Below are 16,729 nucleotides of genomic sequence, written 5' to 3' on the forward strand. Positions count from 1 at the left end.
ATGCAGGTTCGAAAAGCAGTCATCACAGCTGCGGCCCCCAACCAGAATCGTATTCCAACCCAGCAACTGGTTGACTGCCAGGGGAAAGACAAATCCGCGTTGCAGCTGATCCTTGAAGAGGTCCTGTCCTGCGGCGTCGAAGAGATCTGTCTGGTGATCCGGCCGGGCGATCAACGGTCCTTTGAACAGGCCGCCGGTGATCTGGTCGGCAGTCTGCAATTTGTCGAACAACCCGAGCCGGTCGGATACGCCGACGCGATCTTGCGTGCCAAGGGGTTCGTCGCCGGAGAACCGTTTCTGCACTTGGTCGGCGATCACTTGTATTTGAGCGCGTCGAACCTCTCCTGTGCGAAGCAGTTGGTCAACGTGGCCTCGGAGTTTTCGTGTTCCGTCTCGGCCGTCCAGTCAACGCGTGAAAACAACCTGCCCTACTTCGGAATCGTCTCGGGCACCCGCGTGGCGCGAAAGGAGGGTGTTTTTGAAGTCCAACGGGTGGTGGAAAAACCGACTCCGACACGCGCGGAGCAAGAATTGGTCACGCCAGGACTTCGATCCGGTCACTACCTGGGCTTCTTCGGCATGCACGTGCTGACCAACGACGTCATCGCCGCGCTGGAACAAGTCGTCGCGGATCACTCGGTCAGCAAGCCGACGCTGTCCGATGCGCTGGACGTGCTCCGTTCGCGGCACAAGTACATGGCCTATGAAGTTCACGGGACGCGCTACAACTTGGGCATTCCCTATGGGTTGCTGATCTCGCAATTGGCGATTGCACTCTCGGGACGCGATCGCGATCGAATCCTGACCGAGTTGGTGGACTTGCTGGCACAGCGCAATGCCGTCGCCGTCGACGGGGGACGGAACGCATGAGCAATCGATTGATTGACATCATTCGGTCGGAAGACGATTCGGTTCGGCACCGTTCCTTGGAATCGGTCGTCGCCGACGCCGACACGCAACAACTGCTCGAGCATTGCCGACAACTGGACGCCTACCGACGGACCGAAGACAACCTTTATTGTCGCGTCCGCGCCTTGTTCTTTCTCTCCTCGATCCACCGCTATCACCTGCCGGATCGACTCGAGCAGGAGCTTACCGATTCGACCGCGCGACGCTGCGACGGATTGATCCCCTTTAGCGGTTATGAGCATCTGCTTTCGCGTCGCTTCGGCGAGGCGATCGATGAATTTCTTCAGACCCAGGAAACGTCCGGCCCCAGCGATGCGGTCAGCAGCGCCTTGGCCCAAGCGTATCACCAACTGGGTTTTCAAACGCTGGCCGACCAGGTGCGAAAAAGCGTTCGCACGGTCCGCGGCAATCAATGGATGTTTCGCCTGGGGCACCCGATCGACCATCCGCTACGGCTGCGGCGTGAATTGCTCGACGGCGATCAACAACACGGTGTGATGCCGTTGCTGTGTGAAACGACCGCAGTCCGCATGGACCTTTCGCACAGCGCCTGGAGCGACATCTTTTTTTTAGGGATGGACTACCCCGAAGGCGCGCGGGTGTTGAACATCTCGGTCGACCTGGGTGTGCGTGGTCGAGACGATCACCCCAGCCCGCCGATTGAAACCTACCTGCGGGTGATCGACGAACCGGTGTTCCGATTGGCCAGCGTCGACTTGGCGGCAACCGCCGACGTGACAACGATCGGCGAGATGTTCGATTTTGCCCGCGATTATTTAGGCTTGTTGAAAGCGGCCGTCATCGCCGCGGGCATCGTTCCGCCGGGGCTGGAAGGCTGTGGTCGACCGATCAGCGAATTGCTGACCCAACTGGTCGGTCCCGGCAAAGGTCTGGAACTGGTCTCCAAGATCAACGACATCCCCAAGGGGTCGCGGTTGGCCGTGTCGACCAACCTGCTCGGCTCGCTGATTTCGATTCTGATGCGTGCGACCGGACAGATCGAATCACTGACCGGCGGATTGACCGAATCCGAGCGGCGTCTGGTGGCAGCCAGGGCGATTCTGGGTGAATGGATCGGCGGCAGCGGAGGCGGCTGGCAGGATTCCGGTGGGGTCTGGCCGGGCATCAAACTGATTTGTGGCACCGATGCCGGCGAGGGAGATCCCGAGTACGGCGTCAGTCGCGGACGATTGATGCCAGTCCACGATGTCTTTGATCGCAAACGGGCGACCGAGCAAACCCGTCAAAAATTGCAGGACTCGCTCGTCTTGGTGCACGGCGGCATGGCGCAAAACGTTGGCCCGATCTTGGAAATGGTGACTGAGCGTTACCTGCTGCGCAGCGAAGCGGAATGGATCGCCCGCAGTGAAGCGATGTCGATTCTCGATGAAGTCGTGGCGGCGATCGAGTCGGGCGATATTCGCAAGATCGGCCAAGCCACCACTCGCAATTTCCAAGGCCCGTTGCAGACCATCATTCCCTGGGCGACCAACCGTTTCACCGATCGACTGATCGACGCCTGTCGTGACCAATACGGCGACCAGTTCTGGGGCTTTGTCATGCTGGGCGGCATGTCCGGCGGCGGCATGGGGTTCCTGTTTGATCCGTCGATCAAAGCGAAAGCGAGCGATTGGCTTCAATCCAAGATGATCGAAGTCAAGACACAGTTGCAGACCGCGTTGCCATTCGCCATGGACCCGGTCGTTTATGATTTTTCGATCAACGATCATGGCACTTGGGCAGAACTGCGAACCGGCGGCGATGGGATCATGCCCGACCGCTATTACCAATTGGTCCTGCCCGGACTGCTGCGAACGGCGCCGCGTGATTTGTCACCCAACCGACGGTCGGAGCTGCAGTCGATCGCGCGGCGCTGCGCCGAAGGACAGATCGCGACGACTGCCTCGTCGAAACTGTTGCAAAGCGTCCTCCCCCACGACGAATCCAAGCAGCGATCTGGCGGCTCCTTGCACGAACTGTTGCACGCGATCGGGTTCGACGCCGAACAACACGAACAAATCCGTGCCGATCTGAAAAACGGACGCATCGGATTGGCACAGAACCGGCTCTCGCCCAGCACCACGATTCGCGACGTCGGCCCGGAGCACGTCACCGACGTCCGCCAAGGCTGTGCGGCGAAAGACATTCGGGCAGGGAAACAGGCGATCGCCGACGGACAGGTCGCGGTTGTGACGCTGGCGGCGGGCGTGGGAAGCCGCTGGACCGAAGGCGCCGGCGTCTGCAAGGCACTACACCCCTTCCATCGGTTTGCCGGCCGCCACCGAAGTTTTCTGGAAGTCCACCTGGCAAAGACGCGCGCGACCACACGCGCGTTCGGTGGACCAATCCCACACGTCTTCACGACCAGCTATTTGACCGACGCCCCGATTCGAGAACACCTGCAGCAGAACGATGATTTCGGGTTCGAGTCGGGTGTTGAAGTTTCCACCGGTAAGAGTGTCGGATTGCGAATGGTACCGACCGTCCGCGATCTCCATTTTCTTTGGGAGGAAACGGCCAGCCAGGTCTTGGATCAACAGCAGCAAAAGGTTCGCGAGAGTGTTCGCGCGGCGCTGATGAATTGGGCCAAAGCGACCGGCGAAGCGAGTGACTATACCGACAACGTCCCCAACCAGTGTCTGCATCCGGTCGGTCACTGGTACGAAGTTCCCAACTTGCTGCGAAACGGAATGCTGCATCAATTGTTGCAGGATCAACCGTCGCTTCGCTATCTGCTGCTTCACAACATCGACACGCTCGGTGCAAACGTCGACCCCGGGCTGCTGGGGATGCACATGCGGAGCGGCGCCGAACTCAGTTTCGAAGTCATCCCGCGTCGCTTGGAAGATCGCGGCGGCGGACTGGCGCTGGTCGCCGGCCGGCCCCGATTGGTCGAAGGGCTCGCGATGCCGGACGAACGCGTCGAATTCGATTTATCGTATTACAACTCGATGACGACCTGGATCGATCTCGACAAGTTGCTGCAAACGTTCGGACTGACGCGCGAGGATTTGGCCAATCAAACCAAGGTCGATGCGGCGGTTCGCAAGTTGGCAAAACGATTGCCCACCTACGTCACGCTGAAAGATGTCAAAAAACGTTGGGGCCACGCTCAAGAAGACATCTACCCGGTGGCCCAATTCGAAAAACTGTGGGGCGACATGACAGCGCTGCCGGAAGTGGAGTGTCAGTTCATGGTCGTCCCCAAGCGTCGCGGACAACAACTCAAGGAGCAAGCTCAGCTCGATCCTTGGAAACGCGATGGTTCGGCCGATGCGATCGATTCGCTCTGTGATTGGAGCGACTGAGTCGCCGCCGGGGCGTCAGCCGGCAGGACGATCATTCTGCCCCCATCATTCTGCCCCCTCCCGATCACGCCGACGGCCCACCAGCCACCCCCATCGACCGATTCCAATTCGCGATCCAGGCTCGGACGCGTCGGGCGAATTCCGGCGGAGTCGCTCCGACGGTTTGCAGGAGAGTCTGATCGCCGGCAAGCATCATCCGATCGAGCGTCGCGTCGATTTGTTGCAAGCGGTCAGAAAGCCGTTGTAGAATTGCGGCTTCATCGTCTGCGGAGATCGGTTCGGTCACCATCCGTAATCGTTCGACGGGGCGATCGATGGATTCGTGTGGCTGACGCAGGCGGACCAGTTTTCCGTTTTCTGCTTTCAAACGACACGAATCGATAAAGACGCGTCGCAGCCGGCAAGACTCATCGAATTGAAACACCGGATCCTGGTCCCAATACAGACTCAGCTGCCCTTGGGATCGGAACCCGATCACGACTTCGGCTCGGTCCACCCACAGTCTGCCGCGAACCGGCATTGCGGTCCCATCGCGGAGCAAGTCTTCACGGTCGTCGGTTTGCTTTGCCATCAGGAGCGAGAGAATGACGAATCAAATTCAAATGCAGCCGACGTTTCGTGTCCAGCTTCCTTGGGAACGCGAGGAGGCCAAACAACGGCTTCGCCGTGCGATTCAATCTGACGAACTGTCTCCCCACGCGGAAGCGGCCGGTTGGGTGATCGATTTCCAGATCGAATCGGCGGACAAACGGTTCTGGTCGCCTCATCTATCGGTCCAATTGAACTGTATCGACGAGCCGCAGTCTAGCGAGGCATTTTGTCGATTTTCGCCACGGCCCGAAATCTGGACGATGGTGATGGCGATTTACCTGGTCGCGGCCTGCTGTTTCTTCGGCGCGCTGATCTTTGGATTTGTGCAGTGGTCGATGGGCAATCCGCCCTGGTCGCTGGTCGTGGTGCCGATCTCAATCGCCGTGATCACCGGGTTGCATCTGGCCAGCCTGGTCGGTCAGGGCTGGAGCCGTGACCAGATGGATTTGCTTCGCGCCCGCTGGGACCGCACGCTGGAACTGGCGCGAGACCTGACGGTCGTTGAGTGTCAAAGGAGAGAGTCAGCGAATCCGGTATCCCGTTCGGGGTAGGCCGCCGACATTCGGTTTAAGGTTTTAGCGGAACGGCGCGAGCCGTCCGGTTTGACCGTGAAAGACCGGAGGGCTCGCGCCCTGCCGCTAACAATGCTTCACAGCGCGATCCACTACGCCTGTTCGGCTTGCTCATGCATGATCGTCAGCAGCCGGTTGATCATCGTGCTTTCCTTGTGAGAAACCTTGCCCACTCCCAGATGCCCGCCGGACGCTTTGGCAACGGTAATCATTTGCTTCTCGGTCAAGTGGATCAATCGATTCGCGGCGTTGCGTGACATCTTTTTCAAAATCCCGCGCGTGTACCGTTTCCAAGCATCGATGCCCAATCCCGGCGGCTGTTTTTGCAACCACGTTTCCAGCACCAGCCATGCGGTGGAGTCTTCGCGAATCCCCAGCTTGGCGGCCTGTGACTGAATCACCTCGCGTTCTTCCGAGTCGGCGTGGTCTTCGGCCCACGCGACCAACACCAGCGGGATGAATCGCAGGCAGATCAATTCGTCGGCGGTGATCCCCAACTTGGAAAGCTCGTCGATCAATTGGGGGTCTTCGACACCGGTGCTGCGAACCAACGCGGCGCGCGACGCCTCCGAGCCGGCTTCGGCATGGAGTCGCTGGACGATCCTGGCCTCCAACTCGGCGAAGTAGTGGGCCGCTTGTGACTTCGTGGTCTCTGGCTGGTCGGTCATGATGGCTCTCGATTCAACTGGATGGCGGGGAGGACGACGTCGATCACACGTTCGCGGCAAGCGGCGGGTTGATTGAAGCCCGCAGGCGTGAGCGACGGGCCACGCGGCGCCCCGCGCTGACGTGTCGCGCCTGGCGCGATCGCATTCGATTCGGAAGATCGACTCATTCGATGTCCCGAAATCAACTCGCGATGCTCTCCGCCTGAAGGTGCAACTGGAGGGCCAAACCGGGGTGGCAGGATGGTTTTACCGGTGTGATTGGAACGCGTTGTCATGATGTCACACATTGGCGCACCACCGATTGAGACAAATGGCACACTGTGGGCCATTTCGCGCGCTCGATGGAAATTCAAATGATCGAGAGGGGCGATCTGACTGTCGTCGCACGTTCTGGCATTCGATTTGCTTGACTGCTGGTTGATCACCACCCTGGAGAATTTTTGCTATGCATAATGTCTTACTTGCCATCGACGGATCGACCCCTTCAATCGAAGCCGCCAAACTGCTTGCTCACCTTCCCCATCCGGACAGTTTGGACCTGACGGTGTTGAGTGTCGTTCAACGTCCTTTCATTCACAGCAGCTATGCGACGGGCGAATTGCTGGAAAAGGCGTTTGAGCGAGACAAAGCCTTTGCCAACGAGACGTTCAGGCAGGTGGCAGAGATGTTCGACGGGGCCAATGTCACGATCAAGCATGCGATGCGTGAAGGTCCGGTCGGTGAATCCATCGTCGAGCTTGCCGGATCGCAGAAACGAGATTTGGTGGTGGTCGGTGCCAAGGGGCATTCGCAAATCACGCGTTTGTTGTTGGGCAGCGTCAGCGATCACGTCGCCACCCACGCCCCCTGCAGCACGTTGGTGGTTCGTCCCACGGGGCTGCACGAAACGGCACGTCCGATCCGAGTCTGCTTGGCGTACGAGAGCAGCGACTCGGCGTCCTTGGCGTTGGAAGAGATCGCAGAAGTCCCTTGGAAAACGGGCACCGATTTTCATCTGCTGACGGTCGAAACCTACCTTTCGGACTTCATCGGTCAGCGCATCGCGGACGAGGGCATCGAGATCTCGTCGCACTACCTCGACGGTCTCTCTGACGCCAAAGAGCGACTGGCCGACGTGGCCCCGCACGCCAAAACGCATCTGGTCAAAGGGGATCATATCGGCGAAAGCATCGTCACCTTTGCCGAAGACAACGCCATCGACTTGCTGATTGTCGGTGAGACGCCTCGGAGCGCGGTGAATCGATTCCTATTGGGCAGCACGTCGCGGTATGTCTTGCGTCATGCACCTTGCAGCGTCTGGGTGACACGCAATCGAGCGGTCAAACACTTGGACTCTTAAACCACACCACCACCTCTCTGGAGCGTGAGACGATGAAAGTCTTGCTAGCGACCGATTGTTCTCAGCAGGCGGCAGCGGCCGCAAAATTTCTGCGCTCGCTGAAATTCACCGAGCCGATGAGCTTGACGATCATCACCGCGCTCGGCGACCCCTACGGGTCAAGCCCAGAATCGACCCAGCATTGGTTTCCCGAACTGCTTCGACAAGAACGTGCGCGGGCGGAAGTGCATCAAGCCGACATGGCAAAGCTATTGCGCGAACGCTGCACACGTATCGATACGATCTGTCGTCCGGGCCATCCGGTCAAAGTCGTCTTGGGCGAAGCCAAGGATTTGGACTGTGATCTGATCGTCATCGGTGCCCGCGGCCACTCGTTCTTCGGCCGTTTGTTGATCGGCAGCGTCTCGGACAGCATCGCCACGCACGCCAAATGCTCGGTGCTGGTCGTCCGCCCGCCGGAAGAGGAAGATAGTCAACGCGACGCCGATGCGTCCAAGGCCAATCGAATCCTGATCGGTTACGACAGCTCGAAAGCGTCTCGTGATGCCGTCGAAGAGCTCATGGCACTCGATTGGCAGGCCGACACCGAGGTCGAATTGCTCAGCGTGGCTCCGATCTACGATTATCTGCTCGGCAACGGTTTGTCGACCGCCGCGATCGCCAACGAAGAGGAGATTTTCAAGGAGATGAAGCAGGGTGGTGATCAGATGAAGGACCGCTTGATCAAGAAATTGCCTAAGACCCAATCGGTGATCATTCATGACCAGCGGGTCGGAGACGCGATCGCCGATCTGGCGGACAAAAGTGATTCCGATCTCGTCGTCGTCGGTGACTCCGGTCACAGCTTGCTGGACGACTTCCTGCTCGGCAGCACCACAAAGTACGTGTTGCGTCATGCCCCCTGTAGCGTCTGGATCTCCAGGCACCACCGCACCAACCCTGATCCAGACACGACCGCGGCCGACGCAGTCTCCAACGGGACTTCAGAATGAGATCGATTGCAGCGGAGCCGCGTTGGGGTGACAGTAGCGGGCGGCAAAGCCCGTGAGTGATTCGACACTGGGCAGCGCCAGTTTTTGTCGCGCCCGTCTCAAGTGCGTGTGAACGGTGCTCGCGCTGACGTCCAAGCGTTCGGCAATTTCACGGGTCGGGCAGCCCAACGCCAACAGTCCCAAAATCTCGCGCTCTCGATCGGTAAGCGTTTTCAGTTCGCTCGGGATCAACACCGACAACACGCACACGGCGACCTCCGGACGGTCCAGCGGCCACAACCATTCGCGTGAATGTTGGCCGCGTTTGTTCTCCAGCTCCAGTGTCGCCTTTTCACCGAGCGTGACGACCTTGGCAAAGGCCAGCTTGGCCCGCTCGCTCGATTCACCGGTCAAGTGCTTCCATGCCAAATCACCGGGTTTCCAAGACGGCTTTCGATCGCTACGCCAGATCACATGGCCTCGCCAGTCGCAGATCGTGACATTTATTCCATCCAGTATCACATCAGACATTAAGAATCGCCGTCATTTTGCTCGTATTGCGATGTTTCACGGTGCCCAACTCGCTTACAACTTGGCCTTCATGAATCGGACATTGTTCTTCGAAAATCCACCTCCAGGCGAGACCGGGGCAATCTCGCCGGGAGGCTTCGAAGCAATGCCGGACATAATGGATCTACTCCATTGCGGCTTTTCGATGCGGCGAGTTCTGATTAGATCCACGACATGGTTAACAATGGTGCTCCGATCGTCATCGTTGTACGTGTTGTAACGTCGTCGCCGATGGGGTTGACCGCCAATTTACCAATTCCTGATCGACCGCTGCGCTAGAAAAAGCTTCACCGCCGTGCCGCCGCGCGATACAGGTTCGTCGGCTGTTTTGACAGCCCCGCCCTTCAATCACGCGTTATCTGGCGGCTAATACCGCAACGACACGCGACAAAGACTCGAAGGCCGGTGCGTCACTGCACATAGGCTTCGGCCGCATATTGATTGCTCAATCGCGTGCTGCTGTCACACGGCAGCGTACGATAGGTGTACCCGGCCGCCTTGACCGCGTCTTTGACCGGATTGAATTCCGAAAATGAATCATCCCAAACGGCGATCAACACATGAAATTGCCCGGGCTTGAATTCGGCCTTCAGACGCGTGACCAAGTCGGACAGCGATTGCGAGGTCACCGGCGATCCGCGGTGTGGCTTCGGCGTCACGCGCGTCAACGAGCGACTGTGCTGTAGTACAAAGAAATCGTCGCGATTGACGCCTTCGCTGGGTCCGGTTTGTAACAGGTACCAACGCCCGTACCGTAGCAACACGACCGCCTCATCGGTCATGCTACGACTCAAAGGGCGGAATTCAACGGACCGTTCGGACTGGGTGCGGATCGCGCTGGCGGTGGCCGCTTGGTCGGCGATCTGTTGTTTCACGTCGGCGATTTGTTGTTCCAGTTCGGACTGGTTCGCCAATTGATCCCGCAACGCCTGCTGTTGTGCTTCCTTCAGGTGATCGGTCCGGCCGGCGTGGCGTCGTGCCAGCGAGAGCGTCTGCTCGAGGGATCGCAACCGATCCGATTTGGCCATCACGTCGCCGTCGGGGTCCAGTTGTCGCATGATTTCTTGCTGAGCCTGGATCGCGGCGGCGGTCTGCCGGATCTTTGCCTCCACCAGTACCGCACTGACCGGCACGGGCCGCTCCTCGACTGCGTCGTCCGGTTCCGCCGGCGCGGTCCCTCGCGCGATGATCAACAACGCCGCCAACAGCGTCAAAAACATCACGCCCCCAAACACATTGGACACCGTGTCCAGTAACAGTTCCAGCGAATCGTCTTCGTTGCTGTTCGTCCTCCGCCGGCTCATCGTGCGTCCCCCTCGATACGGTCCCCTTCGATCGGCACGTTGCCCTGAACCGTGATCTCGGAATCTTCGTCCAACAACTCTAACGCCAGATTAAATCCGGCCTGACGGAAATCAGATAACAAGACGGCACCGGCGCCGGCCACCGAGGGACGCAGCACCAGGATGATCGATCGCGTTTGAGTCTTGTCCGCTAACACGTCACTGATTTGGGCAACCGTCTGCATCGGGAGCTGCTCCCGGTCGTAGGACACGGTGGTCACATCGGTGAGTTGGAGCACATCGAACAGTTCCGCGTAGGTGTCGCGCAAATCGACGACCCACATCGGACGCGTGGGGCTTGCGGTGGTCTTGAATGCGACCAGTTTGCCACTGCGGTGGAGCACTTGTTCTTGTTTCAGCGACTCCAACTTTTCCCGAAGTCGCTCCCGCAATTCAAGGATCTCTTTGCGCTGCTGACTCATCTGCTGTGACGCCACCTGCTGCTGTAACTTCTCTGCCTGTGTCTTCGCCTCGTCGGCTTGACGAACCAGTTCGGCGAGTTCCGATTGAGCGGCCTGGATGTCAAAGTCCAGGTCGCGAGCGGTTGCATCGAGCAGTTCCTGGTTGTCGCGGCGCAGTTGTTTTAACTGTTGTTCCAGCTGATCCAAATCCTGGAAGGGATCTTCCATCGCCTCGTCCGGCGGCGTTGTGGCAGCAGCGGCGTTGGCGGCATCATCGGCCAGCTTTTCCTGCAGTTCAGCCGCTTGGGTCGCCAGTCGTAGACTCAACTGCACCACCAACAGCAACAAGATAAACAACATCACACCGGCGACACCGGTGATGATGTCTTGAAAGGCAAACAGGTTGACGGTCTGCTCACGTCGTCGACGTCTCATCGTGCATCACTCCAACACAATGGGCCCATCGATGACAACTGCGTCCGCGTCTGCTTCGCCTTCCTGGATCACTTCGACCGGGGCAAAACCCGTTTCGTCGTCTGGAATCGATCCAGTTGCGTCCGATTGTGGTTTCGTTTCAGACGTGACATCGCTCGCGTCGGAATGTGCGATTCGGCTCAGCACTTCGCGCTGACAATACTCCGTGCATTCATCAAGAAACTCTTCTTCCTGTTTCTTCTGAAACGTCATCGTCATCTGGACCAACAACGCCGCCATCAGGGCCAGTAGTGTTGTTTCAAAGGCTGTCGCCAGTCCGCCCGTCACACCTTGAAGCGCGCCGATCAATTTCGACGGGTCTTCGGTCTGGCTGAGCACCCGTCCGAATCCGCCGATCGCGATCGATAGTCCCGAAACCGTCCCGATGAAACCGAGAATCGGAATCGCCCACACCAACCCGCGAATCAGATTGAAACTGGTTTCCATCACCGATTCGTCGTGCTCGGATTGTGTCCGCAAGATCTCGCCCAGATCGACCACACGGCTCAAGTTCCGGGCATTGGACAGGCCGACTTCGATTCGATGCAGCAGCACAAACCGTTTGGGATCGTCACAGACTTCGTACAAGCGATGCAACACTTCGCTCACCCGATCGACCGACAGGACAAAGTCGATTTGGTCCGGCATCACGCGCAGCCGTAGCGCCTTTTGTTGCAGCTTCAGTTTGGCGCGTTTGAACCACAGAATCAGCATCGACCAGACGGAAAAAAAGACGATCACCGGCGGCGTCCAACCTCGTCGAATGAACATGTCCACGATCGGATTGGAACCGATCGCGACGAACGATCCGAACAGGGCCACCGTGATCGCCGCGGCGATCAGCGCGGGCAACACGCTGCCCACACGCGTGTAGCGCGCGCCCGCAAAACCGAAACGGCGTTCGATGTCACGTCGCATCCAAACGAGTCGATCGTTGCTGACCGGCGATGCATCCACCTTGTTCATTTCCTGGTTGTGGAGGGAGTTGATACGGCGGAGCGTGGTGAGACGACACAGAGGATCGCGCCGCACTGCTGGGCGTCCGGATGGGTCACCCGGAGTGGCTTTGATGTCGGCGCCGCGCCGATGTCGACGCGTTTCGTCTGTCCGGTTTGCGAATCGACCGGAAAAACAACCAGCGGATCGGAATCGGCCGTCTCACTGAGAACCGATTCGTAGTATTCACCGTCCAGGGAGACCCAACCGATCCAACGCGGCGCCGGCGGACGGGGGCTACGGAACGCTTTGAATTCGGCGAGCATCCGTTCGACGCGATTGTTCCAATCGTCCACACCTTCGAGCAGTCGTCTCGCTTGAGTCACTTTTACCAGTCGATCCACGTCTTCAGGGTCAGACGTCAACCAGTTGGTTTCCCAGTCGAAATCGGACGCTTGCAAGGATTCGAGCCAATCACCAAAGGCCAATTTGATCGGAACGCTTCCCTGGACGGCGATCTCCAACACGCGTCGCATCCAAATCAGTCGATAGATCGGATCAAATTCCGGCTCGCTCTGAAACGATCGCAACTCGCTGATCAAACGATACGCGACGGGAGTGAAGTCGGTCACCGTGACGTCGGTGACGCTGGGCGCCATCTTCGCGGCGAACTGGCTGTGCCCCGACAACGCAACCTTGGGCAGCACTTCCTCACGAAACCGCAAGCCGAAGTTTTGGGTTTCACGCTCCAACGAGGGATTCAATAAAACCGAAACAAGGTGTGCCCGCGGCGACTTTGGATCCGGCGCCTGTTCCGAATAAAACACACTGCCGCTGGGATCGGGATAGACATAGATGCGATTGACCAACGGTGACCGAAACGCCTCACGCAGTTCCTTGATCGCCTCGTCACAGCCGGCGAGGGTTTGATACGTCGCCCGCCATCGGGTCGCCGGAACGGACAGCGGATGCTCAGGCTCCAGCGATTCGGCGTGCTCGAGCGTCGCCAACCAGGCTTTCGCCATCTCAGCATCGGCCGATTGTGGCTGTTGATAAGCGGGATGGCTCAGCACATCGATCCAGGCAAGCGTGGCATCGATGGCGTCGGCACTCGGGGCGTCTCGCTGCAACCGCTGGGCCAACGTGTCTCGGGGCCAATCGTCGACAAACTGCTCGATCGCTCGCCTGTAACGTTGGGCGTTTCCCACCGATCGCGTGATCGCCTGAACGAGCTTGTCGCGGTCGGTCTGCTTCCTTTCCTGCTGGGCGGACGCGGCGAGCATTTTGGCTGCCTGTTTGGCTGCCTCGCTCAATTCCGGATTGCCCAGTTGATGGTCGGCGGCAAACCGCCCCAATTCTTGTTGCAACTCAAAACGTCGTGCCGCCCGCGCGTCGTCATCAAGTTCCTCGGATTCGACACGAAGGAACCGCTCGACCTTGTCTTGCAATGTCTCGAAAGCATGCGTTTGATCGTTCGCGCGGGCGGCTTCTCGTTGCAACCGTTGCTCTTCCACTTTGGCAAGCATTTCGCTGGCGAACTGCCGCTCCTCATCGCTGCGCGCCAACGTGTTCAATCGTTTGACGTCTTCGGCATCAATGTCGGTCACAGAAGAGGATCGCATCTGATCGGCCAAACGTTTGAATTCAGCCTTGCGTTCGGCTTCGCGGGCGATCGCTTGATCGACCATTTCACGGCCGCGGACGAACGCGGGTTCGGATCGCGTGTTCTCGTCGAGCTGATCGAGAAAGTCGGATGCTTCGTCCCAGGATTCCGCCGCAACCAATTTATCGAACTCGGCCTCGTGATTGACCAGCGTTCGCATGCGGTCCAGAGTGGTCAAGCCGAATGCGCCGACGACGGTCGCAAACAGGCACACCACACAGGCGACGGCGAACATCAGCCGACGCCGTTCCAACATGCGTTCGGCCTGGACGTACTCTTCGGCACGGTACCGCAACAGCGACGAGAATGCCTCGCCCGACTGCTCGGCCGCCGATTCCGCCGCTGCCAAAGCTTCAGAAACCTCTTCGCGCGACGCACCGGTTTCCAGTGCACGTTGCAGACGATGAAGAACCGGGTCGACGTTTCGCTGAATCAAAAGTGCACCGCTGACTGGGAAGACAAGACCGACCGCAGCGCGATCACGCTGCGTTGGCTCACTGAATCTCGATGAGGTCCCGCTCCAAGCTTAATTCGCTGTTGGTCCGCCCGGTACTCCCTTCCAGCCGTTCGAGTAAAGCTTCCAGCTCTTTTCGCATTTGCCGAACCTCCGCATTGGTCACGCTCGAGCTGGTCGAGGCACCTTGGCCTTCGTCCTCCAGATCGGACTCGGGTGATTCCCCCGCTGATCCGCCGGCCGGATCTCCCCGCAGGCCTGCCAATTCGGTTTCCAAGTCAAAGTCTTTGCCCGGCGGCGGCATCAGTCGCGCTGCGTCCAAGGCCTGCTCAAGCGCGGCTTGCGATTGTCCCCAACGACGGTTGGACTGAGCTTGCTCGAGCAATTCTTTGGCCGCATCGACCCGGCTCCGCCAATCCATCTCGCCCGACTCGTCTCGGAACGCCAATTCCTCCTCACGATCAGCGATCGCCTGGGCCTGGCGCTTTTGTGCCGATGCAGGAGACGAAGCCGGTGGCGGGAAACAGCCACAGCAAACCAACAGACAGCCAATCACAACGTACGTTCTCTTCATCACCGTCACCTATTCCAGATACGTTTCTTTCATTTCGGCCAGCAACGCTTCCAGCAGTTCCGTTTCGCCGATCATCCCATTGTGACGAAAGACGATCTTACCGCCCGGCGCGACCAACACGGTGTGCGGCTCGGGCCCCTCCCACTGTGGATCCAATGCCGCGATCAGTGCATCAACATCCGGGTCGGTAAACAGATAATTGTTCGACGTTCGGCCTTCGGATTCCAGCGAGGGTTTCAATCGCGCCGGCAGTGCGGCTCGGTTTGCCGACAGAAAGGCGAGTACACGGTCGCGGTTTTTAGGCAGATCGGTGCTGATGGTGATCAGCTCAAATTTTCGCAATCCCATCCGCCGCGAAACACGCGTCAGCCCCGGAAACTCTTCGACGCATGGCGCACACGTCGTGGACCAAACATTGAACAATCGATACTTGTCGGTGTTGTTTTCGACCAACTTGGCCAGCCCCGCGGCATCGATCTCGTCCAGCGTCACCTCCGCCGATTGCCAACGCGTCTCATCCTCTTCCACGTTGACGATCTTTTCACGCCACTTCGTCGAACAGCCGAACGGTTTGGTCACCGGGACAGGCACGGGTTTTCCATTTAAGAGCGCGAGAACGGCGTCACGTGTTTCGCGCGACTTGACCGTCGCAGGGTCTGGATAGCGGGAATTGTCCAGACGCCCCTTGTAGCGCAACTTTCGGTCGGAATCAAAAACGAAAACATGGGGCGTTGCCAAACAGCCATAGCTCTTCGCCGTCGCTTGCGTGGCCCCGTCGTACAGGTACGGAAACGTGAATCCATGTTCTTTCGCATACGGCGTCATGTCTTCGAAACTGTCATCGTACTTGGAATAGCCCAATTCGTCGGGCCGAAGCCCGTCGCCGGAATTGGGATTGATGGCGACGACCCTCACGCCCCGGCCGTCGACTTCGCGAACCAATTCCATGAATCGCGGATCGTGGGCGTGGCAGACCGGACAATGGTTGGACGTGAAGTAAACGATCAACACCTTTCCGTCTGAAAAATCGTTCAAGGTCCAGTCACGGCCGTCGATCCCCGGCAATTTAAAGTCCGGTGCCGCATCGCCAATTTCCAGGGTTTGCAGTCCGGGTGGAAAATCGGCCCCGCCGGACAACGAGGGCACACAGCTCAGGGCCAACAACACGAGTAAAACTTTGGGCATCACGATCACTCTGAGGGGAAGTGGCGATATCGGTTCGGTTTCCGGTGCACCCGATTGTAGCGGAACTCGCCGGGCATTTTGCGGTCCCTCGTTCATCTCACCCGAACCACGAGCGGTGAAGCCGTGAGATCGCAGGATTGACGATCAACGTGAGCTCTAAAAGATCAACGCCGAAAAGCAGCCCCCCTCGACTCGACTCGATTTCCGCACCTTTTTAGCGGAAACGCGTGTTCATCGCGGTCACTGCGGGAGTCCGTCGACTGATGTTTCGCGATTTGGCACGACGTGTGCGATGCACTGAAATCCGCCAACGCAATGTTGAATCTCGATGATGTCCATTGAGACGACTTGTGTGTACCAATCCGGGGCGCAATACCAGAGAGGAGAACCGATCGTGACATCATGCCAAACAATCAGTTGTCCTACTCGCGCCGAGCAGTTCTTTACGACTCGTCGCGGGAAACGCGTTGGCCTGTTCGCACTTGTATTGGCCATGCTGAACTGGTTCGATCTCGAGATGACGTTGATGGCGTATCACGCCGGCATCCTCTATGAAGCTAACCCCATCGCCGACTGGGTCTTGAACTTTCATGGTCCGGTCGGACTGCGCGTCTTCAAAGTCGCTTTGGTCGCAAGTTCGGTTTCCGCGTTTTTAATCGGAAGACAACTTGCGCTGAGCGAAGCCGGTTGTATCGGTGCGAGCGTGATCTACCTGGGCGTCGCAATCGCATGGCTAAACTATCCGCTGTTTTATCTTTGAACCCAACGACG

General features: G+C 58.5%; 15 protein-coding genes. 6 read left to right on the plus strand and 9 right to left on the minus strand.

The annotated features are described in order from the left end of the window. Entirely contained in the window at nt 1-870 is an 870-nt protein-coding gene (locus TBK1r_RS13525) for a sugar phosphate nucleotidyltransferase (protein ID WP_145211328.1), read from the plus strand. After that, nucleotides 867-4,217, plus strand: a complete 3,351-nt coding sequence (locus tag TBK1r_RS13530) for a UTP--glucose-1-phosphate uridylyltransferase (RefSeq protein WP_145211331.1) — start codon at nt 867-869, stop codon at nt 4,215-4,217. Before TBK1r_RS13525 ends, TBK1r_RS13530 begins: the two co-directional genes overlap by 4 nt. 64 nt (nt 4,218-4,281) lie before the next feature. Here the strand turns inward: TBK1r_RS13530 and TBK1r_RS13535 are convergent, their stop codons facing one another. Beyond that, nucleotides 4,282-4,788: a hypothetical protein gene (locus TBK1r_RS13535; RefSeq protein ID WP_145211334.1), complete on the minus strand. Its 507-nt coding sequence runs from the start codon at nt 4,786-4,788 to the stop codon at nt 4,282-4,284. A gap of 13 nt (nt 4,789-4,801) precedes the next feature. Here TBK1r_RS13535 and TBK1r_RS13540 point away from each other — a divergent pair, with 13 nt between their 5' ends. Then, nucleotides 4,802-5,359: a hypothetical protein gene (locus TBK1r_RS13540; protein WP_419581320.1), complete on the plus strand. Its 558-nt coding sequence runs from the start codon at nt 4,802-4,804 to the stop codon at nt 5,357-5,359. 113 nt (nt 5,360-5,472) lie between these two features. On the opposite strand, the gene TBK1r_RS13545 is transcribed toward TBK1r_RS13540, so the two are convergent. Beyond that, nucleotides 5,473-6,048, minus strand: coding sequence for a hypothetical protein (locus TBK1r_RS13545; RefSeq protein ID WP_145211337.1), 576 nt, complete (start codon nt 6,046-6,048; stop codon nt 5,473-5,475). 445 nt (nt 6,049-6,493) lie between these two features. Here TBK1r_RS13545 and TBK1r_RS13550 point away from each other — a divergent pair, with 445 nt between their 5' ends. Together TBK1r_RS13550 and TBK1r_RS13555 are read left to right on the plus strand one after the other, a co-directional pair. Further along, a complete protein-coding gene (locus TBK1r_RS13550) occupies nt 6,494-7,387 on the plus strand; it encodes a universal stress protein (RefSeq protein WP_145211340.1) in 894 nt (297 codons plus the stop codon). A gap of 32 nt (nt 7,388-7,419) precedes the next feature. Further along, nucleotides 7,420-8,379 carry a universal stress protein gene (locus TBK1r_RS13555; RefSeq protein WP_145211343.1) on the plus strand — a complete coding sequence of 320 codons (960 nt, stop codon included), beginning with the start codon at nt 7,420-7,422 and terminating at the stop codon, nt 8,377-8,379. Here TBK1r_RS13555 and TBK1r_RS13560 read toward each other — a convergent pair. The 7 genes from TBK1r_RS13560 to TBK1r_RS13590 all read right to left on the minus strand — a co-directional run bounded on the left by TBK1r_RS13560 (nt 8,371) and on the right by TBK1r_RS13590 (nt 15,958). Next, entirely contained in the window at nt 8,371-8,889 is a 519-nt protein-coding gene (locus TBK1r_RS13560) for a response regulator transcription factor (protein ID WP_145211346.1), read from the minus strand. The two genes, TBK1r_RS13555 and TBK1r_RS13560, sit on opposite strands and share 9 nt — an antisense overlap. 449 nt (nt 8,890-9,338) lie before the next feature. After that, a complete protein-coding gene (locus TBK1r_RS13565) occupies nt 9,339-10,232 on the minus strand; it encodes a hypothetical protein (RefSeq protein WP_145211349.1) in 894 nt (297 codons plus the stop codon). Continuing rightward, nucleotides 10,229-11,107, minus strand: a complete 879-nt coding sequence (locus tag TBK1r_RS13570; RefSeq protein WP_145211352.1) for a hypothetical protein — start codon at nt 11,105-11,107, stop codon at nt 10,229-10,231. The genes TBK1r_RS13565 and TBK1r_RS13570 overlap by 4 nt, the downstream gene beginning before the upstream one ends. Before the next feature lie 6 nt (nt 11,108-11,113). After that, entirely contained in the window at nt 11,114-12,112 is a 999-nt protein-coding gene (locus tag TBK1r_RS13575; RefSeq protein ID WP_419581321.1) for a MotA/TolQ/ExbB proton channel family protein, read from the minus strand. Then, nucleotides 12,109-14,181 carry a hypothetical protein gene (locus tag TBK1r_RS13580; protein WP_145211355.1) on the minus strand — a complete coding sequence of 691 codons (2,073 nt, stop codon included), beginning with the start codon at nt 14,179-14,181 and terminating at the stop codon, nt 12,109-12,111. The genes TBK1r_RS13575 and TBK1r_RS13580 overlap by 4 nt, the downstream gene beginning before the upstream one ends. Before the next feature lie 58 nt (nt 14,182-14,239). Next, nucleotides 14,240-14,776 (minus strand): hypothetical protein, encoded by a 537-nt coding sequence (locus TBK1r_RS13585; RefSeq protein WP_145211358.1) that lies wholly within the window; start codon nt 14,774-14,776, stop codon nt 14,240-14,242. A gap of 6 nt (nt 14,777-14,782) precedes the next feature. Further along, the gene (locus TBK1r_RS13590) at nt 14,783-15,958 is read right to left on the minus strand and encodes a redoxin domain-containing protein (RefSeq protein WP_419581322.1); all 1,176 of its coding nucleotides are present in this window, start codon (nt 15,956-15,958) and stop codon (nt 14,783-14,785) included. A gap of 394 nt (nt 15,959-16,352) precedes the next feature. Between TBK1r_RS13590 and TBK1r_RS13595 the strand changes: the two genes are divergently transcribed. Further along, nucleotides 16,353-16,718, plus strand: coding sequence for a DUF5658 family protein (locus TBK1r_RS13595; RefSeq protein WP_145211364.1), 366 nt, complete (start codon nt 16,353-16,355; stop codon nt 16,716-16,718). Nucleotides 16,719-16,729: the final 11 nt, after the last annotated feature.

The organism is Stieleria magnilauensis, from assembly GCA_007753675.1.
GTDB lineage: Bacteria > Planctomycetota > Planctomycetia > Pirellulales > Pirellulaceae > Stieleria > Stieleria magnilauensis.

Bases quoted from the DNA above. Each gene is read 5' to 3' on its own strand.
- TBK1r_RS13590 (WP_419581322.1), bottom strand. From the start codon at position 15,958: ATGCCCAAAGTTTTACTCGTGTTGTTGGCCCTGAGCTGTGTGCCCTCG.
- TBK1r_RS13530 (WP_145211331.1), top strand. From the start codon at position 867: ATGAGCAATCGATTGATTGACATCATTCGGTCGGAAGACGATTCGGTT.
- TBK1r_RS13560 (WP_145211346.1), bottom strand. From the start codon at position 8,889: ATGTCTGATGTGATACTGGATGGAATAAATGTCACGATCTGCGACTGG.
- TBK1r_RS13535 (WP_145211334.1), bottom strand. From the start codon at position 4,788: ATGGCAAAGCAAACCGACGACCGTGAAGACTTGCTCCGCGATGGGACC.
- TBK1r_RS13565 (WP_145211349.1), bottom strand. From the start codon at position 10,232: ATGAGCCGGCGGAGGACGAACAGCAACGAAGACGATTCGCTGGAACTG.
- TBK1r_RS13555 (WP_145211343.1), top strand. From the start codon at position 7,420: ATGAAAGTCTTGCTAGCGACCGATTGTTCTCAGCAGGCGGCAGCGGCC.
- TBK1r_RS13570 (WP_145211352.1), bottom strand. From the start codon at position 11,107: ATGAGACGTCGACGACGTGAGCAGACCGTCAACCTGTTTGCCTTTCAA.
- TBK1r_RS13545 (WP_145211337.1), bottom strand. From the start codon at position 6,048: ATGACCGACCAGCCAGAGACCACGAAGTCACAAGCGGCCCACTACTTC.
- TBK1r_RS13550 (WP_145211340.1), top strand. From the start codon at position 6,494: ATGCATAATGTCTTACTTGCCATCGACGGATCGACCCCTTCAATCGAA.
- TBK1r_RS13575 (WP_419581321.1), bottom strand. From the start codon at position 12,112: ATGAACAAGGTGGATGCATCGCCGGTCAGCAACGATCGACTCGTTTGG.
- TBK1r_RS13525 (WP_145211328.1), top strand. From the start codon at position 1: ATGCAGGTTCGAAAAGCAGTCATCACAGCTGCGGCCCCCAACCAGAAT.
- TBK1r_RS13540 (WP_419581320.1), top strand. From the start codon at position 4,802: ATGACGAATCAAATTCAAATGCAGCCGACGTTTCGTGTCCAGCTTCCT.